Genomic DNA, 24,523 nt, shown 5'->3' with positions numbered 1-24,523 from the left:
CTAGCCGACCTCCTGGCTTGTAAAAAAAGAGAAGAGATCGACATTAGCTGTAGGCTTTGGAAGAAGTGTAAATGCCCCTTTAGGAGAGAAGAATAGCCCTCCTGTGCCACGATCGACATTGAACGTCATGTGTTCTTTGTCATATCGGAGGCGTTCGCCTAATCGTTGCTGTGCATCGCTGAGCGCATCTTGGTTCTCGGGAAGATCAGATTCTTCCACGGTGAAGAACAGAATTTGATGCGATCGGGCTGTTACCCAACCTCGCGGATTACTTTTTCGGCTTGGCTTAACTTCCGTCCCCCAGAAGCCATCGACGATAACGAAGTGGCCTTGGTAGCAGCATGATTTCATGTGAATGCTCCAACATTTCTTCTGCAGGTAGTAATGAATGATGGCTTTGTACCCCGCCGCAGTAGCCATTCGAATTTCCTCCCCTGTTTTGGGCATAAAAAAAGCCCTGAAAACACAAAAAAACACCATCTAAAGGTGTTATGTGTCTCCATGGCAAAATAAGCCCTATATGAATGTACCGTGATCCGGTGAACCCCTTCTCCGTCGAAACAATAGCGACAAAGAAAACAAAATCGTAAATCGTAATAAGTCTATAATAGTACATCCAACATTTTCCGTCAATCTATTCGACAAAAAGCGGGTGCACTCGAGGTGCACCCGCTTCTGTTTATAACGTATGAAGGAATTTCAATGCATCATCAATGGTACTGATGTCTACCAGCTGGACGTGAAGACCCTTGTCTTTGGCTAAGGCAACGGCTCTCTTATAATCCTCATGGTCGATCAAGCAAAATTCAAACTTTCCTTTCTCGGCGGCATCGAGCTTCAAGGATAATCCTCCAATGGATCCGGATGAACCACTGAGGTCCATAGTACCGGTACCGCAAATCTTGTGACCCTTAAGCAGATCCTCTTCCCCGAATTGGTGGATGAGTTCAAGCGTTGTCATCAGGCCAGCAGAATTGCCACGTGTCCCCGCATCGATGAACAAATCCGCCGGGAGTTTTTTCTGCAGGTGAGCTTCGGCCACCGTAATGGCATGAACAAAGCTTTCCTCCTTGCTTGCCTCTAACGAATCAACTTCACTCTGATAAGACATGGCTGAGGATTTCGAGGTTTTAAGCGGCCGCAGTTCGAAGCTTCGCCCAGCCGACTTCAATTCCTCTACTCTCCGGAGGGCGTCAATTCTCTTGTAGACCTTACCGCCATCACCAGTCGCAAGTACGTAGAAGTGATCCTGCCGCAGCGTGCGATACTTTTCGGACATATTTTCCACGGTAGCCCATGAACCGGATCTGTCGGATACCGTGAAGTATACCGGCGATACGCTTATGTATAACGCAAAGCCAGGAAGACTTGCCACGAAGAGAGCAATTAGGTAATAAATAATTGCGATCGTCATTCTGCTGCTTCGGCTAGCTTCATTGCGATTCAGGCGCCTGACAAGGAAAAAACATCCAACAATCGGAAAGATAAGAAGCAGAATCTCAATGGCGATTGTAGAGTCTTCGTACATAAATGGTTTCATGATTTCACTCCTAAGTCATATTTCGACATTCTCCTGAAAAATTGAGGGCGCCGGCAGCTCGCCCCGTTTTTTTAAAATGCAAATTCGAATTGTCCGCTCTTGGATATAGAGGATACAAGGTCCGGTTCGCGGAACGTCGGAACATCCGCACCGTGCGGATGAACTGTAACGCCGTGCTTCGCGGCCAAGGCGTTAAGCAAAGCAAGCTCTTTCTGATCCGCTTTGCGAGCAAAATCACCTCGGATGTCCTCGGCATGTTCAAGTACGTACTCCCTAAGCCTCCGATTGAATTCCCCGTGTGATCCGTATCCCAAGTAGGGATATTGGGCGAAGTGATCGATGAAGGCTAGAAATCCTTCGCCCGCATAGGTCTCTCGATAGCCGTGGATGTCGTAATGGGCGATAAAGCCAGCATGCTGATAAAGATGATGGTACAGCACCTTATCAATTTTCTGACTATCCCGCGTATCGACGACTTTTTCGAACTTCTTGAACAAGCGCTCATAATCCACATCACTCATTTCCAAATACCTCCCCGTAATAAAAAGAACGAGGATGCAGATGCACCCTCGTTTCCTCCTTGCGTCTCTTCTGGCCAGCTACAGCATTGTCTCACTCTTGGTCCTGCAGCTCGTTGCCTTCATCCTGTTCGTCATCGTCTTCCGATGTGTCAGGATCGCTATTGAACGAAGCGGGATAAACCGCGACGTCTTCCGCGAATACGGGCCGGCATGCTGCCATTCGCGCGTTGAAATTAAGCACATGAACAAGAACAGAGTTCGTCGCGAACAATTCGTTCATGACGGCCGTAATCTGAAATGCGGCCATCTCGTTTGCGATCATTCGCTGCGGCTGGTAAGGCACGACACCGCAGCTGTGCGAAGGTGGAATAGCATCCTTCGCATCGATCGGGTAGACATCATTGAGCGGTGGAAGAACAACGTGACCGTTCTTCTTTACGCCAACAACGATCTGACCGGAATAACCGCTTTCCCGATGCTCCCGGTTCTCTTCTTCGGTCCATTCTTCTTCGGGCTTGGCACCGCCTCCCGGAAGCATGACGCCTTCAATGCCGGCATCGATATAGATCAGATCGTCTCTCTTATTGAAGAAATCGTTCATGATGTTCCGGGAGTAGTCGTTGTCTACCGCTCCGATAAGCACATTCTGGATAACCTGCCCGCTGGCATGCATATAGTCCGTATGCGAGAACAGGGCTTCCAGCTGCTCTACCGATTCGATATACCCATCAGACGAGGAGCCGATTTTAAGGCCGTAGGTTGCACCATAGCGTTTAGCCAGAATATCCGCTTTTTTCTTCCCGATATCTGAGTGAATAAAGGGTTGGCGAAGCAGATTCTTCTCCTCTACCGTGTCCGGATCAGCAAGCATGAGAAACGATTTTACATGCTCGAATGCGTATAGCATTTTGGTAATGCGCTGCACGGCATACCCGCCGTTCCCGCCGCAGCCGATCATGACGATATAGTAGAAAATCCGGTTCATCGAACCGCCGTAAATTTTTCGGGATTCCTTATGAAAATCCAGTAATTTAATCATGCGAATTACCCTCCATGGAGTCTCTTAGTTTCCAATGAGTCATGTGGACGCGTCCTGGCCAGCTGAGCGGATAGCGAACTGGATCCATTCGCTTTGTCTCTCCCTCGGGGTAGGCACCTTCAAGAACCGTTTCCGGGGAGAGTGAAATGAATCGCCCAGCGACGCCGGCACGGATCTTGAGGTCATAAAAGACCTGGTAGGTCCCTTTTTGCAAGCGTCCTACCACGCCATACAGCATAGTTCCAAGTTCGTCCGTATCGTCAATGTCGCTGAAATACGCGCTCATTGTGTTATGAGAATGAATTTCCGCTACCTTGATAATGTGCGGCGGGAATTCCGTATAACAGGCATCGACCCGGAATTTGGATACGGATTGCTGCGGAACGTCGAGAAAGTAGCGTTCGTTTTCGGTGTCCCAGTAGAAGACGCCCATCACTTCTACATCGAAACAGGCGTAATCATAGAAGAGGTTAACCAGTTGCGCGAACAAGAATTCCGGGATTTTTGGAAGACTCATCTTAAACCCTTCACGACAAGGTTCCAACTCTTCGACGACATTCGTCTTGGAGACGAATACGCCGATTGGGTTCTCTCGAACCTCATAGTAGCCATCTCTGGCAGCCAAAATGTTGATGGGTTCCTTGTGCGCAAAAAGGTCCTTCGAGCGGAAGAAGAAGCCTTTCAGTCCTTGACTGAAGAAGGAGCCCTTCTTTCCGCCGGTGACCATAGGGCAGATGAGATTCTTCTTCTCATCCCAGTCCATCTTAGTCCGCTGTTTGGACAACTCGGGAAAATCCTTCTCGAGACGTTTACGAACGGCTTCCAGATCAAGATCAGCCAGCTGTTCTGCGCTGAAAAACTTCGTCAGAGAAAGCGTGTGTCCCGCATACGCAATGAACGTAGCAAGGTTGAACTCTGGCTTTTTCTCTTCCTTTTTTACTGGGCCTCCGCTGCCGGCCGCTTTGTTGTCGGTTCCTACTTCAGCATTGCCGCTTCCGCCAGCAAGTTCCGCACGGTCTGCTGCTCCCTCATCCAATTCCTCATCCTCGGCTGACTCTTCTTCCTCCTCATCCTCACGATCCGCCGGTTCGTCTTCGCATCTATCCTCGCATGCGTCCCCTGCGCGTCCCCTGCGCTGCTCCTTCAAACGTTTAGCCGCTAGATTCACGATCTTGTTGCCTTCTTCGGAATTGTTCCCTTCCGAAATAGCCTGATTAGTGGCAGCTGCCTGCGTTTGATCAGCGGCGGGTTGCTCACTAGGCGCCGGCGAAGCGGGTTGTTGCTGTGACTCCTCTTGCTCGGGTTTGGAAGATGAGGAAAAAAGATCGATACCACCAAAATAAGAGAACAAATCTGGTCCATTGTCTTTAGACATACGAATTACCTCCTGGTTATATGTGATTTTCAAAGAGCTCCATTTGTTTGCTTAGATCGAAGATGACATGTTCCGGATCCATTCCTGAAGTGTGACACCGGCAGGCTTTAGATACTCGTCCGGGAAAGATTTCCCTTTGAGCTCTTCAACCAGTTCACGATATGGCTTCTTACTGTTATTTGCGTTGCTGTAGTAACAGTCGGAATTCGGGGAGTTGAAAAAGAGCTCCGGAATAGTAGCCAATTGAGACACTCGTTCAATTTCAGGAAGCTGCTGTCCACCAAAGCAAACGACAAAATCGTTGACATTGGTATACGGATAGTTGTATAGCTTCGAATCCTCATTAGGAATCTCCTGATCCTCGAGCGCGGCTACAAACATTTCTGCGATCTGCATCTTCTCTGCGCGTACATGCAATTCGAATCCGACAATCAGCCGCGGAAACGGAACGTTTTTGATTCTCGCCTTCGCCGTCATCTGATGATAATAGACATCGCGGCGCTGCGGGGGAATCTCAAGAAGGACAAACCTTCTTGAAGTCGATTCCGAATAAAAGATCGCGTTTCTCGGCAAAATGGGTGTCCGGTTCGCATTGGTTTCTAAGGAGTGCAGCAAGGCGATGGCAACTTCTTCGTGTGAGTACGAAGCGGCCCCCATACTTGCCCCATTATGAAACTCCTCCATCGTAGCCAAAGCGTGCTCATGGATCGTAATAACCATTTTCGTTCCGGATTCTCTTTCCAATTCTGCAGCTGTTGTATTCATGCCGCCACTTCCCCTCTATTAGTTTGAATTACCGCCTGATCAAGCACATTGGTCAGCATGGACTGCATCGTCTCGAAGGAAAGTTGATCGTCTGGAGTAAGAGTAAGGCTAATTCCGCATTGCCCCATAACCCGCGAGAAGACAACATTCAGATGGTCTTCGAGAGACGTCGAGATCACGGTACCGAGGCGGTCATGAACCATCTTCAGCAGCATAAGACCTCGCAGCTTGCTTGTAAGGAGTGCTCTACGAGCACGTATCAATGCCCTGACTTCATTTCGAATGTCCACCATGACCTTGAGAAGAGGCGAGTAGCTGCCATAGTCGCCCTCGATCGTAATAATGAAGCAGTCTTCGGCCAAGTGACCTTTCATCTCAAATTCACAAAATCGCTCATCTTGGTGATGGAGCTTTTCTTTGAATAACCTATCGAATGATACGCGTTCGTCAGCATTCAAGAGCGGGTAAAATGCTTTGAGCTCAGGAAGCGGGATCCGGTACGTGTTAGACTCACTGCCCCAATCCGTGTATCCTTCTTCGATGTGTTCGACGTCATCAAAAATCAATTGGACCATTCGCCAAAAGATTTCCACCTGACCACCTTGGTATCTTCGAAAAAAATCGATGGCTCGATTCTTAACGTCAATTCCCGCATCGTGAGCGATCTTAAGGATTACGAAAGCATCATACGTAACGCGCATCTGTTCGACTTGCTCATCACAAAAATAGGACTTTTCCAATTACCTCACATCTCCTCTCTTAGAAAAACTCCACGTCTTCGCCACGTTTCTCTGGACTGGCAGCCTTTAGCGCCCGTATCGTGTACTGCGAGAGCAACAGTTCGTGAATGGCATTTCCCTCGTTTGGTCGATCACCTGCAGAGTACCCATCCAATCCCTCTACACCTTCGTAAGCGCATGCCATTTCCATTGCTAACATTGCTTCTTCAAGCGTGAACGAATTCCAATCGACTTCATCACTGTAATGCGTGTTGTGAGCGAATTCGATTGCCCGAAAGAGCCCCGAAGTATACTCTTGCAAATAAGGAGTAGGGGTCGGTAAACTCTCTTTCAAGCGAGACAGGTTAATTCGCATATTCTTATTTCCTCCTCGTTTTGGACGCAAAAAAGGCCTGGAAACAAAAAAAGCTCGCCTAAATAGGCTTACTTCTGTTTCCAGGCCAATTACGTCTACATGCTAAACTTGCGGTAAAACCGCATTCACCCATTCTTCTCCGAAAATATAGCAGAGAAGAAAAATCAAATTACTCGTAATGGACAAATTATAGCACATTTTAGTACTTGAGAAAACAAAAATCGGGAAGGTTTACCATTCGGTAAGCCTCCCCGTTCCTACGCTTTTTCAGGTTCTTGCGGGATGTCCGTTCTCCGCGATTCTTCATCGAGCTCCTGCAAAATGAAATCAAGTTCTTCCGTGGACATCAGTGGCGTGCTCTTCGCCTGATTCTTCTCTGCAGCTGATGCCGCTGCCTGGTTAAGATGATAAAGCAACATAGGAACGACTTCCTTCAATGGGCTTTTTTTGAGCGGCCGAAAACATAAATGCCGGGAGAAGCGCGTCCCGGAAAATAACTGCCTGCAGCTCGCGGCTAGAGTTTACGTTGAGCTTCCGCTGGATACTGGCCACGTGATTTTTAACAGTTTTTTCGGACAGGTTCAGTTCGTCACTAAGCACTCGATTCGTTGATCCGTTCAGCATAAGAAGCTCGAGAACTTGCCCCTCTCTACGGGTGAGATTGAACTTTTGTTGTACGTCTCTGAAGAGCATGCTGACATAGGGATGCTCCTGCAGCTCACAAATATCGAGATTCATCACTAATCCCTTCCTCTCAAGTCATTAGATAGATCCGGTACGGAAAAATACGAGATATACAAGAGCAACGGTTAAAAGAACGAACCCGCTTTCTACGACGGAGCCCATCTTAGTGCCGGTGCTCATAAGATTCAATTTCAGACGCCATTCGAATGGGTGTAAGGGGCGAATCCCGCGATTGGTCAGTGAGTCGGCTAAGAGATGTAACAGATACGATAAACCGCCGGCTAGCCAGATGGTATCGTCGTAACTAGCCGTTGAAAAATAGAGGATCGCTGCCCATCCTGCTACTCCATACACCGTATGCGTTAGCCCACGGTGCGGAAGGAGCGCGCAGAGAATGATGAGGCTGCCGATGATGTAGCTCCACGGAATATAGGTATGTCCAAAGAGAATCAAGCCGGCGCCGATCAAGATCATTGCTACGTTACGCAGCGATCTGGTGGGCATGAAGGATACAACGCCAATAAGGGCAGCCAATACGATATTCCACGGGGCGTATGCCTGGCTAAAGAAGAAGAGAAAACCGCCAAGCGCGACAAGCGCCAGTTGGATAAAACGGAGGATACGAGTCGGGATCGTACGGGACAGCAGGAGCGAATTAGGTTCATCGATGTCCGGTAGAAGCGCGCTAACCACCGTTACCGCGGCGATCGGCAGCGTGATATGTTGATTGGCCATTCCTAAAACGCTCAAGGTGACGCCCGTACTGATAACCAAATGGGATTTTCCCATCATTGCGACCACTTCCTCTCAAACAGGTAGAATTTGTACGATATCTTCTAATCTCTCGCTGTATTTACACTTGGGAAGGCTCTTTAGAACTGTCTTGCCGTAACGTTTGCTCCTCATCCGACTATCCAGAATGATGACCGCGCCTTGGCATTTGACTGACCGATTAAGTCGGCCAAACCCCTGTTTAAGCTTTATCATCATCTTCGGGAACATGTAGTCCACGAAGCTGTTCCGATTCGCCTTTTCGATTAACGCTATCTGCGCCTGGATGAGCGGTTCATTCGGCTGCGGAAAAGGCAGCTTCACAATGACGAGCGTCGTCAAAGCATCCCCTGCAACGTCAACACCGGTCCAAAAACTGGTACAGCCGAGGACGATCGTCCTAGGATTTGTTTTCAGCTGGAGAATGATATTTTCCCGATCGCAACCGGGGAATTGTACGAGCAAGGTGTATCCACGATCGATGCAGTGCTGCTGGAATTTTCGAGCTACTTGGTTCATCGCATCGAAGCTCGTAAACAGGACCAGCATGCGGCCGCCGGAGTACATTAGCACTTCTTGCAATTTCTCAGCTGCATAGTCGAGAAATGCGGGGCTATCCGGCTCCGGAGCGTCGTCCGGACAGATGATCATCGTTTTCTTTTCGTAATCAAAGGGGCTGCCCACCATCAGGCTATCGTACTCCTTCACCCCGCAGCGACCGGCAAAGAAGGAAAACGTCCCGTTCGTAGAGATCGTCGCGCTGGCGAGTACAACCGGCACTTTATCAAACAAGCCGTTTGCGAGAACCGCTTTAGGGAATAATGGTGCTGCATGTAGCGAAACGTCTCCGCGGCCGCGTACGGTTGCCCAATATGCCCATGACTTCTTGGCATTTTCGCCAATGAAGTCTAAATCATCATTGGATTCGAAGAGTCGATCAAGTGCATCAGATACGCCTTTCATTTTTAACGATTTCGCCCGCTCGATGAAATCGCCAAGGATCGAGCAAACCTCGGAGACGTCAATCTTCTCATTAACGAGCTTGAATGCCTTGTTCTCCATCTCTTTCCCTACCGCCGCATATAGTTGATCCAACTTCTGCGAGAAGGATTGACGTAATTGGGTGAGCTCGAGTTGAAGACTCTTATCCAAATCATTGAGCGCTTCACGTTTGAAGAAGAAGTCGAATAGCTGCTCAAACTTGTTCAGGTTCACTTCCTTCTCGAAGATATTACAGCAGACATCCTCGAGCTCGTGTGCTTCGTCAAAGATAACGGCATCGTATGGCGGGAGCGAACCGTTCCCAGTCTTTTTCCGCATAATTAGATCGCTAAAGAAGAAGGCATGGTTTGTTACAATAATATGAGCCTTTTGCATCTTCTCTTTCAAATCTTCAATCATGCAGTTGTCAGGCTTCTTAATAGCCGGACACGATGAGGCAGATATCCGGTTCCACAGAGGGTCGTCGATATCAAACCCAAATGCAGCTCGGTCCGCAATCTTCTCTTTGCTGACCTTTGTGAAAATGCGCTGAATCATCTTTGATTCCTGGCTGTTGCTACGCAAGGACTCTTGCCAAAGACCTTCTAGTTTTTTATAACAGGCGTAATGGGCTTTTCCCTTTACGAGCTGATATTTAAGATTATGATTCTCCATCTTCAGGATCTGTTGAACCCGCGGAAGCTCGATGTTTACGATTTGTGTCATGAGCGGTATGGTGTGCGTGCAGACAACAACGGTTTTCTTGTTAGCGACCGCCCACTGAGCTGCCGGAATTAAATATCCCAGGGACTTCCCCGTTCCGGTGCCGGCCTCCGCCATCAGATGTCTTCCTTCTTCGAGGGCTTGTCCAACCTTTGATGCAATAAGAACCTGTGGCGCGCGCGGAATGTATCCTTGGACGAGCTTTGATAGATGACCACCATTACCAAGAGCCCGCTCAATAAAATCTTCCAACCATATCACCTCCGATATCGGTATATTAATTAACTAACATATTAGTATAGTACTATATTACTATTAAAAATCCAAACTTTTATCAGCTTTATTTTTGTTGTTGTGTGCAACTTCCTCTTCATCTTCATTCGGCGTCTTATCTATGGACAAAGTAAACTGTTCCGAGGAGAAATCATCAATTTCCGTATATTGAACATGTTCGACTTTTTTTCGATCGACATCGTAGAGAAGGACAGATTCAGTCATCTCATTGACACCGATCACACGCGCAGAAAAGTTTAGGAATTGTCCACGGCCTTTGACAATATTAACGCGAATAAGAGATGTGTTTATTCGTAGCTGTTCAAAACAAGCTGCTATAGAAGTATATGATTCCAGGATGCCCACTCCGTTCTCCTCATACTCTCTCTGTTTTCTGATAATCAATAACAATATGAAAAGGATCGATCGTTTCAGTTGAAATTAAAAATCGGCCGCTCGCCGGTATCGGGAGTTGCTCTTCGGAAATAACATTCATGTCAGAAGGAAGCTCCGTAAATTTGGTATCGGCAGAAACGATCATTATGCCTCCATTTTCCACGGTCAAGTTCTTTCCCTTGCGTTTTACACGAACGGCAGCATAAGGTTTTCCAATTGAGAAGATGCTTCCTGTCGTTACGGGGTGCATAGAATTGCCTCCTTTTAATAGTCTGAATTGCCTGATCCGGAATTAGATCCTCCATCGCCTGTTAAGTCCGGAGTATTAATTGAATCGATATTTTGTTGGTGGCCATTTTCGTATTGATGATGGTTGTGAGTATGAGATGGGTTATCGTCATTCTTATGGCAATTTTCTGTCGTAATAGAGGAAACGACTGCGGCTCCGAGAACAACATTCAGCGGAAAGGATTCGTTAGTTGAACCAGTAGCAGTTCCAGTGTCAGACGAATGACGGGAATTTTGATTTTGCTTATTCTCACGCGGTGCGACTGTATTCGTCGAAGATGAACTCGAGCGATTAGAGAAGGAGGAGTATTGCGTTTTAATATCAAACGTTTTTCGGTATATTCGAGGCGCGTCCTGCTGCTCTGCATAAGCCGTTTTCTTAGGCTTGCTCGTGTAGCTGTAACTACTAAGTAGCTTAGCGAGGAGAATGGTGATTAGGACTAGTAGGCACAATACGATAATCACAGTTATCATAGTTCCACTTCCTCCTCAGAGGCTGTTGTCTCAAGTCTGCGCAGGATTCCTGATTGAAGAAGTTGATAAACTAGTAAGTGGTCTGCCTCCGATTGCGTGGCTGCTGAAATGTACGACCGGTTATTTCATAATGGTACAGGCTCAGTGCATGCAGAGCAAGCGGAGAAGTTTTAAGCTTCCCTTCACGTAGGCCAACTACGACGACTCCTTATTGGGTACGCACGTAATCACCTGGTCGTAAGGAGGACATTTCCGGATCAAACTCCTTCTGATCAACCCACCGATACTTCCACGTTTTTCCGCAATCGCTACTAACCTGCACGCGCATTTTTCCCATGAACAAAACCTCCCTATCTTAATAGCATACCAGTGATCAATTGATGATTAAAGGTTTATCGAGCAGCCTTTTTCTTTAGAAACGCCTCTAGCGGATCAGTAGGAACCTTCTTTTTAATATGAGGAGGAATATGCTCAAAGCAGTATATCATTCGAGATCGATCGAGATTGGGTATCGTACCAAGCAGCTCCCACTCGTCGCGCGTCAGTTTGGCTCCGCAATTTGTAAAGATGCAGTGACGATCGACGATCTCTTGCATCTGTAAATTCAGTTCGGCATTACCGGGAGGCGCGAAAAGAAGAAGGTGCTTCAGAGCGGGGTTACTACCCCAGTCCTTTTCATGCTGATAATATGGCGCAAGGTCTTGCCAGCCGATTTCCCATGTATCCAGAGCTTCTCGCACCGCCTCAGCCTTTGCTTGGTCCACCGCGGTAGAAAGCTGCTTAGCGTTCCCGCTCCCATCTATAAGAATTTCGCTGAATCCAATTCCATCCCGCGAATGCGCGCCGATCGTCACCCGGGCAACGACTTTGACATATCGATGAGGGACATTTATTTCAACATCCCGAAATTCCTGATTCCATTGGCTCTGGGTGGCCTGCTCTACGCGATCGTTGTACACCTGATTCGGGATGTAAGCGCGGCCGTTATCTCCCCGTTGCCTAACGGTGCCGTCCGGAAAGCGGGCTTTAATTTTGGCGATTACATCCTGGTAGTTGAGCTCCTCGTTCATAAATAGTGTGCCTCCTATTTCAGATTCATTCGCCCGAATTTATCAATATAGGCGTCGATACGCTCGTATACTCGCTTTGCTTGCTTAACCCGCTCCGGCAGCTCGCCCTGCAGCAACATCTTCAGATACACGAGGCCGGCGTCGGTGATTTTGTAAAACCGATTGTACCGGTTATCTCCATCCCAATGCCGCGTGACGTGTCCAGCCTCATACATAGCAAATAGGCGTTTGCTAAAGTAAGCATCGTTGACGCCGACGCCGCCTAGGATTTGCGTGATGAGCTGTTCCATCTCGCTATGGTAGCGCTGGCCATTCATCAAATCTGAAAGGACAAAGAAGTCAATGACTTGATGAATCTTAACCATCTGGCCAAGCGAAGCTGATTTCTCGATGGGATTATCATTTCGTGGCATAGTGATTCACTCCTCTCGATATGTACGTACGATTAGTACTGCCATCTTCCGCTTCACTTCCTCGCTCAAACTAGTCATTGGTATGGTAGTTTGTACCTGACCCATGATCGATTCGCATGCTAGGCAGATCGGCGCGCCAGCATACGCAGAGTCTGATTCCTTCGTACAAATGAAGCAGCTTGGAGCGGGCGTCTCATTTAGTGTCTCAATGATGTTATTGTACATGCCCGTGTCCAAGACGCCGCGTACGATTCCGCCGTTCGCATCCAAGTACACGTAGGACCGCGTCCAATAATGCTTGTATGCATAAAGAGCATCTTCCTGGTACATGAACATGTAGTTGGCCGTAGATTCCTCTTGCTCAATCACCGTCAGATCCAGCCGCGCAAGAGCGAGAAAGAGGGGAGCGAACTTCTCTTTCTCCGCAGTATTTAACATCAGTTATACCTTCATTATAACGAACGTGCATTCCTCCCCCATATTATACCACACATATACTTCCTAGCACTATACTTCCTAGCACCCTTCTGATAGGCTCGCTCGCCCACACTCGATTCGTCGGATCTTCCCCCTTTATACCCGTCCTTCCCCTTCTCTCTGTATCTAGATTCGAACCTAGCTGCAGAGCTGCAGCTCTTCCACTGAATCCGTGTTTATCTTTTGGTTTTATCCGTACCCAGTTGCAGAACTCCTCCCTGCAGCTTTATCCGGATCAAGTTGCAGGTCTCGATCGTCGGGGGGGGCCGGCGCGGCGCGCGAAGACCGGGGTAAAAAAGGAAAGCCGACATGGGAAAATATGTAAGAGTTGCAGGATGGACGCCGTAGCTGCAGGTCTGCCCGCCGGCGTCGATAATCCACAAGGGAGTGGGATGTCTCAGGCAGCAGGAGCGGGACTAAGGAAGTGCGCCATGAAGCGGGAGGTGCTAGGGAACAATCAGGAAGCAGAAATGCAGAATGGATCAAGGGAGAGACCGGACTATCGGACGGAAAAAAAGAACAATAAGCGCGCCGGGGCGGCAGGCAGATACAAAGTGCGCCCGAAAGAAGGCGACGGAGCATGACAGAAGGGTGCTAGGAAGTATATTCCTAGAAAGTATGTGACGAATGCGTCTCAGGTCGGTGCGCGGCTGGTGACCGTCTTTCGGAGCGCGCCGCTCGCTTCGCAGGCAAAGGCGGCGCCGACTATTGCCCCTGCCGGCTGCCGGTAAGCAGATATACTTCATACTGTCTACGAAAAATAAAGTATTAGAGTAATGTTGGGGCTACATATGAGCGAAAGAACCGTGGAGATGACTTCCATACGGTGGACAGTTAATCCCTTCCCTGCCAGGCGCTCGATTATATTGGGTTCTATTGATTCCATTCAAAACATACGTTATCTTGGATAAAGCGACATCCAAAAATCGGGGGATTGAGATGAAATGAGTGCTCAAATTAATGTGTTTCCTAATAAGGGGCTTTTCGCAACCTATGAAGACAAACTCAACAATGTAAGAGAAATGGGTAAATCCATCCCTGTTGAAGATGGGATTATGGAAATTGTGGAGGCTATAAACCACTTACCCTTCTTTTTGACTGAAAGTTCGTGCGAAGGAAGGCGCGGCAGACGCACCCGCGAGCATCTTGAGCATCCATTCGAGTATCCATATGTAGGGATCGGTGTTTTATATAATCAAACTAGTTGGCTAGAAGAATTCGCTGTTACAATTATCCGTTCTTATCGCGATAGAGTGCATCTCTCGATCCAAGCTGGAAGAAAGCCGAATGAAATAAACGTCGAAGTGAAGCCCTATCGACTTTCTATTAAATTAGATATATATGATCTTGATGCTTTACCGGAATTAGTCGTAACAATTCAAGAATTCGGAAAAAACATGCCTGCAGCCGAAACTTTGATTGAGAGCGAATCAAAATTTCAAGCGGATGAATTGGCTAAAGAAGCTAGAGCTTATGAGTATGTAGAGCAATTACAACGTAGTGTTCAAGCAGTTACTAAAGAACAAATCGCTGAAGTTTTAACAGCTGCTAATTTAAATGTAAAATCTCTTGGTAGCGTAGAAGAAAGAAACGGATATCCCCGTGCCGAAAATATAACTTTTGAAACATCAAAGTCTTTTCCAGTTAGTGATTTCCTTCGATTGTATCAAATCGTAACAGGTGGAAACGGACTTTGTTTCTGTCACTTTTATATTGAAGAAGATGACAATATCACAACGGAAATTGCAATTTACGTTTTTGATCATTCTCTCCTCGGGGTGTTAAAAGCATTCTTGCAAGATTGGATACAATCTCCTGATGGAAAATTGATTTAAAGAAGAGGGCTGCCGAAGTGGCAGCCCTCTTCTTTATTCCCCATTAGATAACAAGTTCTTGAAATAAAGTATTTTGACTACAGGAGAAGCTAGAGCGTCAGCCAGTCATGCCAACCATCGGTGATGGTGCCGAATGCGAGCCGGGTGTGGCCCCCAGATAACCAGGAGCACGAGTTGCGACACATCAGGCCGCGCGACCGGTACACATAAGTGGACAATCCCTCCCTCCCTTCGTCTCACTTCTAACTTGTGATAATATGGAATTACGAGATTCTATTCGATATTTATTAGAAGGTGACGTAATTGCGAAGTACGGGAATTGTCCGCAAAGTCGATGAACTTGGTAGAATTGTCCTTCCGATCGAGTTGAGGCGTGTTATTGGGGTAGACATCGGGGCATCCATTGAGTTCTATGAGGATGGCAGGAATATCTGGATTGTCAACAGTAAATCAGACAACCTTTTTAAGGGCTTCTTGGCGATACTGAACAGCGTCATATAGCCTAATGTTCCATGAATGCGATGCTTGTTGAACCAATTAACATAATCGTTTAATTCCAGTTCCAAGTGTCGAAGACTCTGGAAGTTCATTTGGTTCACGAACTCTGTTTTCATGATTTTGTAGGTGGCTTCGGCTACAGCATTGTCGTATGGACAGCCTTTCGCACTTAGAGATCGGCCGATTTCAAAGGTCCCCAGAAGCTCGTCTATCTTTTGATTTTTAAACTCGCTGCCACGGTCCGTATGAAACCATTGAATATGACGCAAATCGCCCTGGACGCTCGCAAAGGCGCGGGAAATCAGAGCAGCGTCTTTATTCGGACCTGCACTGTGGCCAATGATTTCTCGATTGAACAAGTCGAGCAGCACACAGATGTAATGCCACCGGTTCTGAACCTTTACATAAGTCAGATCGCTGACAACGAAGCGCTTTGCTTCCTCCTGCTCGAACTCACGGTCCAAAACATTCCCTGTTGTTGCTTCATTAGGAGCGGTTTTATGGGGCTTATATTGAGCCACAGTGTAGGTAGAAACTAGCCCTTGCTCGTTCATAATCCGACCAATTCTACGTCTGGAAACGACGAATCCGCGTTCCTGGAGCTTTACCTTGATCTTCCTTGTTCCGTAAGCATTTCGATTGTTGTGGAATATCTCTACAATCGCTTCGGTTATATCGTCTTCGTTCAATTGTTCTTTCGTGTCGTAGTAAAACGTACTTCTTGCGATTTGCAGGACGTCGCACATTGCTGATACCGAGTATTTATCACGGTTATTCTGGATGATAGCTACTTTCGTCCCATGATCAGCGCTGCTTGCTTTAAAATATCCACTTCCATTTTCAGACGCTGGTTCTCTTTTCGTAAAGCGATCAACTCGTTCTTGAAGGAACCGCTTGTCTGATCTTGTTTGATCCAGCGGTCTAAAGCAGAGGCTGTGAGGTCATATTCCTCCACAATCGCCGCTCTGGACTTCCCATTCTTATAGAGCTCCACCAATTGTTTTTTGAATGCTGGAGTAAAGGTGCGTCGTTCTTGTTTTGGCATTGTAGAGATCCGCTCCTCAATGATGATAGGTTCATTCTACAAGCCCTTATTTTTTCTGTCCAACTAAGTGTAGACGATCTTCATGCTTAAGGTATATCAAGGGTACTCGTGTTCGTTCTGTGGTGACGCGGGGTCGAACTTGTTGCAATTCAAAGGTAAACTGATCTGTCTGTCCTGTCATGTTGAACTTAAGCCTCCCCCTGCGCCGGACCCGGAGATAATTATAGACGTCGGCCAAGAGTTTAGACCTGCGAAGCGAACGAAGAAATCGGAAATGCTGGACCACCTTCTGCAGTTGCTTCGCACCCACCCGAAGTCGTCCCAGAAGGAACTGGGCCAATTACTAGGCGTAACGGCGGGCCGGATAAGCCAGCTCTGTAAAGAGCTCAAGGAACAGTCGAAAATGGCTTAAAGTAACCCAGCCACTTGCTTCATGGACCCCAAATCAATCACGGTTAAGTATATAAGGATGAAAAAAGCCGTTTTCCAAAGAGGGCAACGGCTTTTATTTTGACGATGGGGCGTCAGAGAGTCCACAACAAGAATCGAACCCAAAAATAAAGTATTAGACTGTGCAGCTTCGCGAAGTATGGCTGTCGTAGCCGGCAGCCGAAGCCGAGTCTAATACGTTATTTGCTAAGTCTACATCTTTAATTTCTCCTACTTTGATTAGGAGTGGCTATTTTTATATTTCCGAATAAATTCAGCGACCTTATTCTTTTCTCTGACATTATCCATGTTGAATCTACTGAGCCTCCGGTCGAATGATTGTCCCAACTCTTCCTGGATAATTTGCAGTACAAATTCCACTTGGGGGAGGTGGTTAATATCGTCATCATCGACGGACCAAAATTCACCTTTACCGCCAAATCCCCCCCAAGACATCCCAACCTGTGTTTCGAATTGGTCATCTACCTGAAATTCGAACTTTTCATAAAAGCCCACAAGTTCTATGGAACATGACAGGCCAATGCCTTTGCACTTTGATTTTAACTGATTAAGCATGCCTGTAAAAACTCCTTGTCGGCGATAATCTGTAGCGACTACAGTACTGCAGATCGAAACATCATCAGCACACGTTCTGTCTTTGATATATAGTAAATATCCGATAACATTCCCGATCGTATTCTCTCCCACGATAATGTGCGTCTGATGATCGTCTTTTTTTTGTAGTCGATCAAAGTAAGCCGATGTTCTCATATTTTCACGCATGCTGATGTACTTATAGAATGGTGAGTTTTTTTCAACTACATAGGTGCCAACACTGTCGGTGTTTGCATCAACAAGGCTCAGGATTTCTTGTTTTTGTGAGTCTGTTAATGGAGTCGTAATCTCTCTAATTGTATACATGGGGTGCTCCTTTGATTAGCTGCAGATTATTCTTCATATATGTCTACTGTCATTTCAACACCCATACCTTCATGCAAGTAACCTTTATGGACTTGTGCTATATCCTTCATGCAACCTAAGTCTATTGGAGCAACATTTAGACGCTCAATAACTTCCTTTTTATTAGTTTTAATTATCACTCGTGCTTCACTTTGCTCTGCAAAGCGGATGTTTTTTACCAGTAATTCTTTATGGTATTTTGGGCCACCAAAATCCATCCAACCATTAGAACCGTGTGTCTCAAAATCAAAATATGATACATTCCCAATTAATATTTCAGCATCTTCCAAACCAAGTTGCCTTAACGCTTTATACAATCTATTCTTAAATTCCTCAAAGTCGGAAATGACTATCAATGCAGGTTGGTCTTCTAATGGCAACTTTTCAATATCTTCCGGTAAAGAGTTGTCTGAGAAGTCTCTAAAATATGAAGCTGGTATATTAGCGGTTACCCTGTGTTGTCCCTCACTATCAGGACAAGGAAACAAGCTGTTTTTCATGATGTACACACAAAAGCAAGGCAGCTCTAAACTTCGTTTATCTTTCATAAATAGTCTTCTTCCGCTTGTTTCCTTGAGTAATGGTCTGGTATTAGGATTTAAGATGCAGCCAGACTCATATTTTTGAGTTAATTCAGATATACGTTCAACATCTAAACTATCACAAAATGCCAGGGTTCCCTCATAGCTATCTCCTCGTCCATCTCCATATTTTTTTGAGTAATCAATCCACGATTGGGGGGTATTGAATTTGATTGATCCTTTATCTAAAAAGGCATCAGCATATTTCGAACTAGTTAATCTAAACACAGCAGAAAAATCATTAGGTTTTGCCCATTCTCCCATAAAGCACCTCTTTTATTCAACGTCGTTTCCACATCCAAAACAACATGGTCTTCCGGATGATCGTGCCAATTCCTCATTCGATCTCTTGCCTTTACACTGACTTCATCCAACCAAACTTCGTGTTCGCGCTTGAACAGATCAGTCCCTTCAAAAATAAAGGACCCACGGTTTTGCATCTCGGGCAAGTACGTGCATCCTCATGAGCTGTTCGTGCTTTCTCGAGCGCCGCAAGCTGCTTGGCTGTAGGTTTTCGTTTTGGATGGGCCTCGTCCTCGTGGAATAATTGGACAAGCAGCCGTCGACTTCTTAGGTAAATCGTTCCGTGGACGGTTGGGCCGGGCTTTAGCCCCTTCTCATTCAACGCCGTTTTACTGAATAGCCCTTCGGGCACATCGTCCCAGTTTTTTAATGGATCGGTCCAGTTTGAACGTCATTCAAGAGGTCCGCCCTCCAATCACGGAAAATTTATATAAATTGATTGATTATGCTATTCTTGCGGTAATAAATTAGAAGTGGTATGCTTAAACTAGAATTAAGACGGGGAGCCACCCCCGTCCCGGATAACAGAAGTGCATCCCACGATGCGCGACTGATTCAGATGCTAATCAGCAAAAAACCCACGCTCGGCGGTCAACCTTGGCGGCGGGTTTTTTGCTGCTTTTTGCGTTTTAGCCAGCGATAAAGCTTATGGATTCCGAACCATAAACTCAAGAGTGCGGCCAGTAGTCGGACTACTGCAATAAGCGCATCAAGGGTCAGGATGATCACCCCCTTTGCGGAGAGCTACATCGTGACCTACCCACCTGTTATCCTTCCTCTATTATATCATTTCGAGGTAAAATCAGGTAGTTTAAATAGAATAAATGTTCGCGTCAGATGATGAAGTGCTATTGGAAATATATAAGCGAACCTGTTCTAAATGCCCCGCTCCCGTGCACCAGATGCAATCCGGATCAATAGCGCCTTTATTGCAAACGGGACATTCGATACTATCAAAATGATCGCCATCAATAACAAACACCACCGCGCGACTCATCCATTCACACGCTCCTTCTACACCGGATCCTCAACGCTTTTATTGAAATCATCAATATACTTCTGAAGCACCTCTCGTAGTCGTTCGTTCTGGAACACCTGCAGCGCGGAAACCTGATCGGCGACTCCGCACCATTCCTCCCAATTCAAATAGAGGTCAATTTCCACTGGTTTTGCCAGTGGCGTCTCCGAAACGTGACACCCATAGAGCTGCGTTAATACGCCGGCAACATCCGTTTGATCCATGCCATACGTTTCCTCCAGCTCCCATGATTCAAGCTGGATAAATGCGACAAGCACATTCATCGCATCCGCCGTGTAAGGCCCATTCAAGTACAGCGGCCGCGGCGATTCATCGTGCGTATGGGTCAGAACAAAATGCGTACGCGTCGTCATTCCCTGCATCAGCCGGTTAACGTCATCACACTTCGCCAGCTCATTCAAGATTGCTTCCCTATATCCCCTTGTGAAAACAGACAATATAACCCCTCCAAAAAGTGGTATATTAGTATACTGATATACAAGTATTGTACCATATTATTCAGCAGTGTAGCTCTCGAACCTCTTGGTGTCTTTCCACATCTTCTCGAACTTCTACTGCCCATGCTTTCGCGGATCCGCTGAGTGCAGATGCTGCCCGCAGCTGGTGAAATTCAAGACGGAGACGAGATGCGCGCCCAACCTTTAATTTCATATCGTACTTGGCATTGCTTTTAAAACAAATCACGTCGCCAATTTCCAAACCAAGTCTCGGCGCGACATTGTGCCTCTTGGAACGTTTGACATTTATTAAATACTGCGACTTTCGTTTCTCTCGTCAGCCTATCTCCAGCGCCGTCAGAGGAGCTCGTTCTAATCGACATATACAGTCGCCATTCGCTGGCCCTTGATGCCGGTTGGTATAATCTTAGTCGAAGAGAATGACCAACGTCAGCTACAGTCCCAGGTTCAAACCGGGCTCCTTCATGTACCAAGGTATGCTCATTACCAAGTGCACCACCCTAATCACTGGATTACTTCTTCGATTTTCGCTTTGCAGCACTAAATCTAGCTCTAAATCGATCCAGCACCCATTCCCGTTCGTAATGGTTTTCATCTGCAACCTCGTCACATATCTGGAATACCTCTTCCACAAGCTCGTCAATACGTTTCATTGCGTGCTTATAGAGCTCATCGTCTTCCACCATGTACACCGCCTACTATGCGTCATGAACTTTATTTTCCTGTCTACGCTCATTCCGGTTTCTTTTCGCCGAATGTACTAATTGCCCATTCTTCGAGGCTCATTCCATGACGTTCCTGGAACCCCTTGGTTTCATCGTCAGCATCAAAAACGAGCAGCTGACTCTCTTCTTCATCGACGATAGGCTTGCCGGCGGGTGTGCGACCGAGATTGTATTCGTTCGGTTTCGCGTGAAGCATCCGTACATAGTCGCCCGATTTGCTACAAGCGTTACCGACGGCAGTATTGTCAACTTGACCTGTAGTGAGAGCTCCGAATATAGCGCAATGCGTTCCTTCGGCATTCAGCTTGTCACAAATTCGGCAGGTCGGATAAATTTTTGCTTTGGCCATGTAGACCAACCTCCTCTGCTATTTGAAACTATCATATAACGAAGATTCTGTTTCTCAAAATTTTTTGCAGAAAAACTTTTCAGGCCGAATGTCTGAAGAAAATAAAGTCCTAGAATACTGCTGTTTTACTGAACTAACAGCTTGCTAAAAACGTTTGATTCTTAAATAGAGTCAAGTGCCTGGCTATATAAATCAATATCCATTGCAGGGACGGTCCCCAGGTTTTGTAGTTGAGTAAACAATTTAATAAAAAAGAAAATTAAAGACTCTTCATTTGAACTGGATTCAAATGTCCCATCCGGTTGTAGGAGGAAAGAACCGCTGTCCAATGTACAACCGATATTAAGGCGCTGCCACGGTTTTAAAGCTCCAGTCACCTCATAAAATGGTTTTCCGAATGGCGGCGTCCAATCGGAAGATGTGGTAATTATTCCAGCCACGATGTCGAATACCGGTCTTGGCGGATAGGTCCCCCCAGCATGAACGATAGGCACGGATGTACGCTTGAGAGCACGGACCGACTCTGCCTTATCTGCAGCATACTCAATATGCTGCTTGTTTAGTGATTGCTTTACTTCAAAGATCGCGTATACGCTCTCAGCCGGAATGTACTTAACACCAGAATGAAAAAAGACAAAGGGGGAGTATTGCTGGTCGTATATAACCAGGTCAATCTGGTCGCTGCATTTACCTGTATTATCGACAACAAAGGCAGAATCTACTGAATATCGGTTCGGCAAATAAGTACTAAGAAACTCGATCCAGCTTAATTCAACCGCAGCTCCTTTAGTTGGTGCATGTGGAACATGCCTGCGTATTAAAGATAGTTTCTTAATCATTTCCTGTTGCATTTCATTTCATGAAATAAATCTTTCATGTTCACTTTATTAGTCATATCACACCGCCTACCAAATGATGTCTTCCCAGTATTTTTGAGAACGGCCTTCTCTTGCCTTTTTCTGGATAGCTTCTTTCTCATGCTTATACAAGTCTTCGGAGTTAACATTGCTTGAATTCGCAGGATCAACGACCTTTTTTCCAATAAACTCATCTCGCAAATAATCCAATAGTGATGAAAAGTTGTTTGCGGGGGTGTTTTTACTTTTGCCTTTTAATGCTTCTATAACGGTTAATTCCAAGTAGATTGATGGGAAGTTTAGTTTGTGTAGTTTACGCCAAATTTTTAACAATACGATTTCTGGTATCCTACCAGAATTCTGCACCATGTTAATATGTTTGATTACATTAGTTTGAGTCCATGTCTCCCGCTTGCTGAGGCAAAGACTGTGATCGTTTGTGTTACCTGGTCTTTTCTTTGCTGGAACCAAATCGACTTGCTTTCCAGCAATGTTCAAACCAATAGAAACATTTTGTTTGCGCGGTTTATATCCCGCACTGTCAAAATAACTATAAAGCGAAACATATATTTCCTTGAGCGTATTATTTGTAGTTGATTTAAGCGAGATAAACAAATCAAGGTCTGAAGACAAGTTGATCGCGGTACCTTTTGCCCTAGAACCTGATAAGTAAGTATCGTTAAGACAATCCCCGGCCCAATGGGATATGAGGCGATTTAACGGATTAATCACATTTGTTTGGGTCGATACATCAATAGCAGATTGAATATAATATTTATTTGCAATTTTAAGCACGTATTCGTCGGACATACTTACCTCCAGTGAAAGGATGAGATTTAAACTTTAATCTGCTTTGACTTTTTTCGACTTTATTTCAAGTTTCCTACACTTGGAAATTTAAGTCAATATATAACCACACTTGCTGCATTATTATCATGCCGAAAAGCCCCTTGGTACCTTTCGGTACCTTGGGGCGTGTGGGTTTATGGAATGCCACTCAAATTTGGCGCGGATCGCCGTCTCTAGGCGCGAATCGCCTAACAAATGTGCAACGCAGATCGTCGGCACTCACGAGCGCTCGTGTTTCGGAGAAATGCTTCATCACTGAAGAATGTTCGCGGTTTCCGTTACTCCCTGCATCCGTTTGTGGGAACGAATGGTGCGCACTACCAGGTTTCTGGACCGACAAAGCAATAGCTGGAATCTAGCATTCACCTACTCTATCAATGGTATAGCCATAAAATTAATAATCCATACAAAAAGACGCGAGGATTACCCCGCGCCTTCTTATTATGCACTACGTATGATTCGATGTTTCAATGATTTTCTGGTATTACTGGTGTCGGCAGGCTTCTTCCCTTCCGGATAAAGAATATCTGCCGCTTCTTTTTGAATCTCCTCGAGCTCATCTTTCAAGCTTTCGGCTTGTTCAAAAAGAGCATCGACATCTTCCCAACCTGTTCTGGTAATCATGCCTGAGCCACCCCTTCCGCACTTCCCATCTTTGAATTCATTATATCATAGACAAAGATTAAAGAACATGCGTGCGCGTAAAAGCGAAGCGTGCGCAGGTCTTGTTTACTGAAACCGTCAAGTACTTCTGATTGCACGCAGAGAACGCCCAGAACTTCACCGTTGATTCGGATCGGAACACCAACGATCGAAGAATACTCGTCGTTAGGCTTAAGCTGGCCCGCAAAAGATGGGTTCGCGGATATATCAGGAAGATACTGTGATTCCCCGATATCCCAAACCATGCCGGCGAATCCTTCGCCCTTTTTCAGACGCATTTTGCGCGCGGACGCTGCCGAAATCCGAATATAATGCTCAATGCGAAGTTCATCCCCATACACTCTGAATAAGGAGACGGACTTGTCACTCTGATCCTTCTCAAGACACGTCAAGCACTCGGACAGAATGTTATTCAGCATCTCACTTCGCCATACATCACCCATATAGGAGAGGTATGCTGCGGATCCAAGGAGCCGGCTTGCATTCTCATGATGTCGTATGAGCACGGTCAGCTTTTTGGAGAGTTCCTCGATGACTTGTTCTTTTTCCAGAGCATGTCGATTCAGAGAGCGTACAATCTTCTCTGCCCGTTTCCCTTCGGCAATAGCCTCAGCAAGATGACCTCGCATCTCCTCGATCTCATCTCTTAAAAAGTGCGGCGCCTGGATGAAATTCTCATCGAAAAATGGGTTCGGAAAATCCGTAAAACCTAATTTCAAATCTTCACTGCGGCTACGCCACATCCCCCCAATGAAGCGGGTAAAGAAGACAATTAAGAAGCCAAGTCCCGCAAATTCAAAGAGATCCCAAATTGAAAAGTGCTCGGCCCAGCTTTCAGGAAGAAGCGATCCTGCAGCTCCAATCAGTGAAGCCAAAATCAGTACGGTAAATAAGAATGCCGTCACATAACATGTCCAAATTTTCCAAAGGGGCGTCCGGCGGATTCGCGGAGCCTCCTGTGGTGACAACTGGCTTTCCATGCTGTCTCCTCCTCGTTCGTTTCGAATTACCCACAAAGTAAACCTAAGGGAGCGGCCACCCGCTCCC

General features: G+C 46.3%; 31 protein-coding genes and 1 pseudogene. 2 read left to right on the top strand and 30 right to left on the bottom strand.

Annotated features, from left to right (window positions below; genetic code table 11):
* The 18 genes from GZH47_RS32345 to GZH47_RS32260 form a co-directional block, all read right to left on the bottom strand.
* Positions 1-420: a hypothetical protein gene (locus GZH47_RS32345; protein ID WP_162645723.1), complete on the bottom strand. Its 420-nt coding sequence runs from the start codon at positions 418-420 to the stop codon at positions 1-3.
* A 259-nt stretch (positions 421-679) separates the two neighbouring features.
* The gene (locus tag GZH47_RS32340; protein ID WP_162645722.1) at positions 680-1,540 is read right to left on the bottom strand and encodes a hypothetical protein; all 861 of its coding nucleotides are present in this window, start codon (positions 1,538-1,540) and stop codon (positions 680-682) included.
* 71 nt (positions 1,541-1,611) lie between these two features.
* Positions 1,612-2,061, bottom strand: a complete 450-nt coding sequence (locus tag GZH47_RS32335) for a hypothetical protein (RefSeq protein ID WP_162645721.1) — start codon at positions 2,059-2,061, stop codon at positions 1,612-1,614.
* A 91-nt stretch (positions 2,062-2,152) separates the two neighbouring features.
* A complete protein-coding gene (locus GZH47_RS32330) occupies positions 2,153-3,100 on the bottom strand; it encodes a ThiF family adenylyltransferase (RefSeq protein ID WP_162645720.1) in 948 nt (315 codons plus the stop codon).
* Positions 3,093-4,475: a hypothetical protein gene (locus GZH47_RS32325; protein WP_162645719.1), complete on the bottom strand. Its 1,383-nt coding sequence runs from the start codon at positions 4,473-4,475 to the stop codon at positions 3,093-3,095. The genes GZH47_RS32330 and GZH47_RS32325 overlap by 8 nt, the downstream gene beginning before the upstream one ends.
* A gap of 51 nt (positions 4,476-4,526) precedes the next feature.
* Positions 4,527-5,240 carry a hypothetical protein gene (locus GZH47_RS32320; protein WP_162645718.1) on the bottom strand — a complete coding sequence of 238 codons (714 nt, stop codon included), beginning with the start codon at positions 5,238-5,240 and terminating at the stop codon, positions 4,527-4,529.
* Positions 5,237-5,980, bottom strand: coding sequence for a hypothetical protein (locus GZH47_RS32315; RefSeq protein ID WP_162645717.1), 744 nt, complete (start codon positions 5,978-5,980; stop codon positions 5,237-5,239). The genes GZH47_RS32320 and GZH47_RS32315 overlap by 4 nt, the downstream gene beginning before the upstream one ends.
* A 19-nt stretch (positions 5,981-5,999) precedes the next feature.
* Complete coding sequence (locus GZH47_RS32310; RefSeq protein WP_162645716.1) at positions 6,000-6,335, bottom strand: hypothetical protein; 336 nt, start codon at positions 6,333-6,335, stop codon at positions 6,000-6,002.
* 257 nt (positions 6,336-6,592) lie between these two features.
* Positions 6,593-6,754: a hypothetical protein gene (locus GZH47_RS32305; protein ID WP_162645715.1), complete on the bottom strand. Its 162-nt coding sequence runs from the start codon at positions 6,752-6,754 to the stop codon at positions 6,593-6,595.
* Entirely contained in the window at positions 6,735-7,073 is a 339-nt protein-coding gene (locus GZH47_RS32300; RefSeq protein ID WP_162645714.1) for a response regulator transcription factor, read from the bottom strand. Before GZH47_RS32300 ends, GZH47_RS32305 begins: the two co-directional genes overlap by 20 nt.
* 24 nt (positions 7,074-7,097) lie before the next feature.
* Complete coding sequence (locus tag GZH47_RS32295) at positions 7,098-7,811, bottom strand: metal-dependent hydrolase (protein ID WP_162645713.1); 714 nt, start codon at positions 7,809-7,811, stop codon at positions 7,098-7,100.
* A gap of 15 nt (positions 7,812-7,826) precedes the next feature.
* Positions 7,827-9,755: an ATP-dependent DNA helicase gene (locus GZH47_RS32290; protein WP_225446626.1), complete on the bottom strand. Its 1,929-nt coding sequence runs from the start codon at positions 9,753-9,755 to the stop codon at positions 7,827-7,829.
* Between the two features lie 54 nt (positions 9,756-9,809).
* A complete protein-coding gene (locus GZH47_RS32285) occupies positions 9,810-10,133 on the bottom strand; it encodes a hypothetical protein (RefSeq protein WP_162645711.1) in 324 nt (107 codons plus the stop codon).
* 10 nt (positions 10,134-10,143) lie between these two features.
* Entirely contained in the window at positions 10,144-10,413 is a 270-nt protein-coding gene (locus tag GZH47_RS32280; protein ID WP_162645710.1) for a hypothetical protein, read from the bottom strand.
* Positions 10,414-10,427: 14 nt separating this feature from the next.
* Positions 10,428-10,925, bottom strand: a complete 498-nt coding sequence (locus GZH47_RS32275; RefSeq protein WP_162645709.1) for an OadG family protein — start codon at positions 10,923-10,925, stop codon at positions 10,428-10,430.
* 392 nt (positions 10,926-11,317) lie between these two features.
* The gene (locus GZH47_RS32270; protein ID WP_162645708.1) at positions 11,318-11,995 is read right to left on the bottom strand and encodes a hypothetical protein; all 678 of its coding nucleotides are present in this window, start codon (positions 11,993-11,995) and stop codon (positions 11,318-11,320) included.
* A gap of 14 nt (positions 11,996-12,009) precedes the next feature.
* Positions 12,010-12,408, bottom strand: coding sequence for a PadR family transcriptional regulator (locus GZH47_RS32265; RefSeq protein WP_162645707.1), 399 nt, complete (start codon positions 12,406-12,408; stop codon positions 12,010-12,012).
* A gap of 6 nt (positions 12,409-12,414) precedes the next feature.
* The gene (locus tag GZH47_RS32260) at positions 12,415-12,846 is read right to left on the bottom strand and encodes a hypothetical protein (protein WP_162645706.1); all 432 of its coding nucleotides are present in this window, start codon (positions 12,844-12,846) and stop codon (positions 12,415-12,417) included.
* 983 nt (positions 12,847-13,829) lie between these two features.
* On the opposite strand from GZH47_RS32260, the gene GZH47_RS32255 reads away from it, so the two are divergent.
* Positions 13,830-14,720: a hypothetical protein gene (locus GZH47_RS32255; RefSeq protein ID WP_162645705.1), complete on the top strand. Its 891-nt coding sequence runs from the start codon at positions 13,830-13,832 to the stop codon at positions 14,718-14,720.
* Between the two features lie 303 nt (positions 14,721-15,023).
* Positions 15,024-15,221, top strand: a complete 198-nt coding sequence (locus GZH47_RS34750; RefSeq protein ID WP_162645704.1) for an AbrB/MazE/SpoVT family DNA-binding domain-containing protein — start codon at positions 15,024-15,026, stop codon at positions 15,219-15,221.
* Here GZH47_RS34750 and GZH47_RS32245 read toward each other — a convergent pair.
* The 12 genes and pseudogenes from GZH47_RS32245 to GZH47_RS32200 all read right to left on the bottom strand — a co-directional run bounded on the left by GZH47_RS32245 (position 15,131) and on the right by GZH47_RS32200 (position 24,456).
* Complete coding sequence (locus GZH47_RS32245; RefSeq protein ID WP_225446648.1) at positions 15,131-16,135, bottom strand: IS3 family transposase; 1,005 nt, start codon at positions 16,133-16,135, stop codon at positions 15,131-15,133. The two genes, GZH47_RS34750 and GZH47_RS32245, sit on opposite strands and share 91 nt — an antisense overlap.
* A pseudogene (locus tag GZH47_RS34315) lies at positions 16,108-16,263 on the bottom strand (transposase); the annotation flags it as partial. The gene GZH47_RS32245 and the pseudogene GZH47_RS34315, both read right to left, overlap by 28 nt.
* A gap of 669 nt (positions 16,264-16,932) precedes the next feature.
* A complete protein-coding gene (locus tag GZH47_RS32240) occupies positions 16,933-17,613 on the bottom strand; it encodes a GNAT family N-acetyltransferase (protein ID WP_162645703.1) in 681 nt (226 codons plus the stop codon).
* A gap of 26 nt (positions 17,614-17,639) precedes the next feature.
* Positions 17,640-18,497: a hypothetical protein gene (locus GZH47_RS32235; RefSeq protein WP_162645702.1), complete on the bottom strand. Its 858-nt coding sequence runs from the start codon at positions 18,495-18,497 to the stop codon at positions 17,640-17,642.
* 850 nt (positions 18,498-19,347) lie between these two features.
* A complete protein-coding gene (locus GZH47_RS32230; protein ID WP_162645701.1) occupies positions 19,348-19,533 on the bottom strand; it encodes a hypothetical protein in 186 nt (61 codons plus the stop codon).
* A 17-nt stretch (positions 19,534-19,550) separates the two neighbouring features.
* Positions 19,551-20,012 carry a hypothetical protein gene (locus GZH47_RS32225; RefSeq protein ID WP_162645700.1) on the bottom strand — a complete coding sequence of 154 codons (462 nt, stop codon included), beginning with the start codon at positions 20,010-20,012 and terminating at the stop codon, positions 19,551-19,553.
* A 533-nt stretch (positions 20,013-20,545) separates the two neighbouring features.
* Positions 20,546-20,719, bottom strand: a complete 174-nt coding sequence (locus tag GZH47_RS33935; RefSeq protein ID WP_192043673.1) for a hypothetical protein — start codon at positions 20,717-20,719, stop codon at positions 20,546-20,548.
* Between the two features lie 46 nt (positions 20,720-20,765).
* Positions 20,766-21,107, bottom strand: a complete 342-nt coding sequence (locus GZH47_RS32220) for a hypothetical protein (RefSeq protein ID WP_162645699.1) — start codon at positions 21,105-21,107, stop codon at positions 20,766-20,768.
* Between the two features lie 161 nt (positions 21,108-21,268).
* Positions 21,269-21,946 carry a DUF6602 domain-containing protein gene (locus tag GZH47_RS32215; RefSeq protein WP_162645698.1) on the bottom strand — a complete coding sequence of 226 codons (678 nt, stop codon included), beginning with the start codon at positions 21,944-21,946 and terminating at the stop codon, positions 21,269-21,271.
* A 66-nt stretch (positions 21,947-22,012) separates the two neighbouring features.
* A complete protein-coding gene (locus GZH47_RS32210; RefSeq protein ID WP_162645697.1) occupies positions 22,013-22,774 on the bottom strand; it encodes an SMODS domain-containing nucleotidyltransferase in 762 nt (253 codons plus the stop codon).
* 480 nt (positions 22,775-23,254) lie between these two features.
* Positions 23,255-23,437 carry a DUF5320 domain-containing protein gene (locus GZH47_RS32205; RefSeq protein WP_162645696.1) on the bottom strand — a complete coding sequence of 61 codons (183 nt, stop codon included), beginning with the start codon at positions 23,435-23,437 and terminating at the stop codon, positions 23,255-23,257.
* Positions 23,434-24,456, bottom strand: coding sequence for a GAF domain-containing protein (locus tag GZH47_RS32200; protein ID WP_162645695.1), 1,023 nt, complete (start codon positions 24,454-24,456; stop codon positions 23,434-23,436). Before GZH47_RS32200 ends, GZH47_RS32205 begins: the two co-directional genes overlap by 4 nt.
* Positions 24,457-24,523: the final 67 nt, after the last annotated feature.

Source organism: Paenibacillus rhizovicinus (assembly GCF_010365285.1).
Classification (GTDB): Bacteria; Bacillota; Bacilli; order Paenibacillales; family Paenibacillaceae; genus Paenibacillus_Z; species Paenibacillus_Z rhizovicinus.
Note: the sequence above shows the minus strand (reverse complement) of the source record. Positions and strands in the feature narration are given on the sequence as shown.

What these genes read in the sequence shown, in the direction of transcription:
- GZH47_RS32345 (WP_162645723.1), bottom strand. Translation starts at nt 420, where the DNA reads ATGGCTACTGCGGCGGGGTACAAAGCCATCATTCATTACTACCTGCAG.
- GZH47_RS32340 (WP_162645722.1), bottom strand. Translation starts at nt 1,540, where the DNA reads ATGAAACCATTTATGTACGAAGACTCTACAATCGCCATTGAGATTCTG.
- GZH47_RS32335 (WP_162645721.1), bottom strand. Translation starts at nt 2,061, where the DNA reads ATGAGTGATGTGGATTATGAGCGCTTGTTCAAGAAGTTCGAAAAAGTC.
- GZH47_RS32330 (WP_162645720.1), bottom strand. Translation starts at nt 3,100, where the DNA reads ATGATTAAATTACTGGATTTTCATAAGGAATCCCGAAAAATTTACGGC.
- GZH47_RS32325 (WP_162645719.1), bottom strand. Translation starts at nt 4,475, where the DNA reads ATGTCTAAAGACAATGGACCAGATTTGTTCTCTTATTTTGGTGGTATC.
- GZH47_RS32320 (WP_162645718.1), bottom strand. Translation starts at nt 5,240, where the DNA reads ATGAATACAACAGCTGCAGAATTGGAAAGAGAATCCGGAACGAAAATG.
- GZH47_RS32310 (WP_162645716.1), bottom strand. Translation starts at nt 6,335, where the DNA reads ATGCGAATTAACCTGTCTCGCTTGAAAGAGAGTTTACCGACCCCTACT.
- GZH47_RS32305 (WP_162645715.1), bottom strand. Translation starts at nt 6,754, where the DNA reads ATGTTGCTTTATCATCTTAACCAGGCAGCGGCATCAGCTGCAGAGAAG.
- GZH47_RS32300 (WP_162645714.1), bottom strand. Translation starts at nt 7,073, where the DNA reads ATGAATCTCGATATTTGTGAGCTGCAGGAGCATCCCTATGTCAGCATG.
- GZH47_RS32295 (WP_162645713.1), bottom strand. Translation starts at nt 7,811, where the DNA reads ATGATGGGAAAATCCCATTTGGTTATCAGTACGGGCGTCACCTTGAGC.
- GZH47_RS32280 (WP_162645710.1), bottom strand. Translation starts at nt 10,413, where the DNA reads ATGCACCCCGTAACGACAGGAAGCATCTTCTCAATTGGAAAACCTTAT.
- GZH47_RS32275 (WP_162645709.1), bottom strand. Translation starts at nt 10,925, where the DNA reads ATGATAACTGTGATTATCGTATTGTGCCTACTAGTCCTAATCACCATT.
- GZH47_RS32270 (WP_162645708.1), bottom strand. Translation starts at nt 11,995, where the DNA reads ATGAACGAGGAGCTCAACTACCAGGATGTAATCGCCAAAATTAAAGCC.
- GZH47_RS32265 (WP_162645707.1), bottom strand. Translation starts at nt 12,408, where the DNA reads ATGCCACGAAATGATAATCCCATCGAGAAATCAGCTTCGCTTGGCCAG.
- GZH47_RS32260 (WP_162645706.1), bottom strand. Translation starts at nt 12,846, where the DNA reads ATGTTAAATACTGCGGAGAAAGAGAAGTTCGCTCCCCTCTTTCTCGCT.
- GZH47_RS32255 (WP_162645705.1), top strand. Translation starts at nt 13,830, where the DNA reads ATGAGTGCTCAAATTAATGTGTTTCCTAATAAGGGGCTTTTCGCAACC.
- GZH47_RS32240 (WP_162645703.1), bottom strand. Translation starts at nt 17,613, where the DNA reads ATGTATACAATTAGAGAGATTACGACTCCATTAACAGACTCACAAAAA.
- GZH47_RS32235 (WP_162645702.1), bottom strand. Translation starts at nt 18,497, where the DNA reads ATGGGAGAATGGGCAAAACCTAATGATTTTTCTGCTGTGTTTAGATTA.
- GZH47_RS32230 (WP_162645701.1), bottom strand. Translation starts at nt 19,533, where the DNA reads ATGAGTCGCGCGGTGGTGTTTGTTATTGATGGCGATCATTTTGATAGT.
- GZH47_RS33935 (WP_192043673.1), bottom strand. Translation starts at nt 20,719, where the DNA reads ATGGTGGAAGACGATGAGCTCTATAAGCACGCAATGAAACGTATTGAC.
- GZH47_RS32220 (WP_162645699.1), bottom strand. Translation starts at nt 21,107, where the DNA reads ATGGCCAAAGCAAAAATTTATCCGACCTGCCGAATTTGTGACAAGCTG.
- GZH47_RS32215 (WP_162645698.1), bottom strand. Translation starts at nt 21,946, where the DNA reads ATGATTAAGAAACTATCTTTAATACGCAGGCATGTTCCACATGCACCA.
- GZH47_RS32210 (WP_162645697.1), bottom strand. Translation starts at nt 22,774, where the DNA reads ATGTCCGACGAATACGTGCTTAAAATTGCAAATAAATATTATATTCAA.
- GZH47_RS32205 (WP_162645696.1), bottom strand. Translation starts at nt 23,437, where the DNA reads ATGATTACCAGAACAGGTTGGGAAGATGTCGATGCTCTTTTTGAACAA.
- GZH47_RS32200 (WP_162645695.1), bottom strand. Translation starts at nt 24,456, where the DNA reads ATGGAAAGCCAGTTGTCACCACAGGAGGCTCCGCGAATCCGCCGGACG.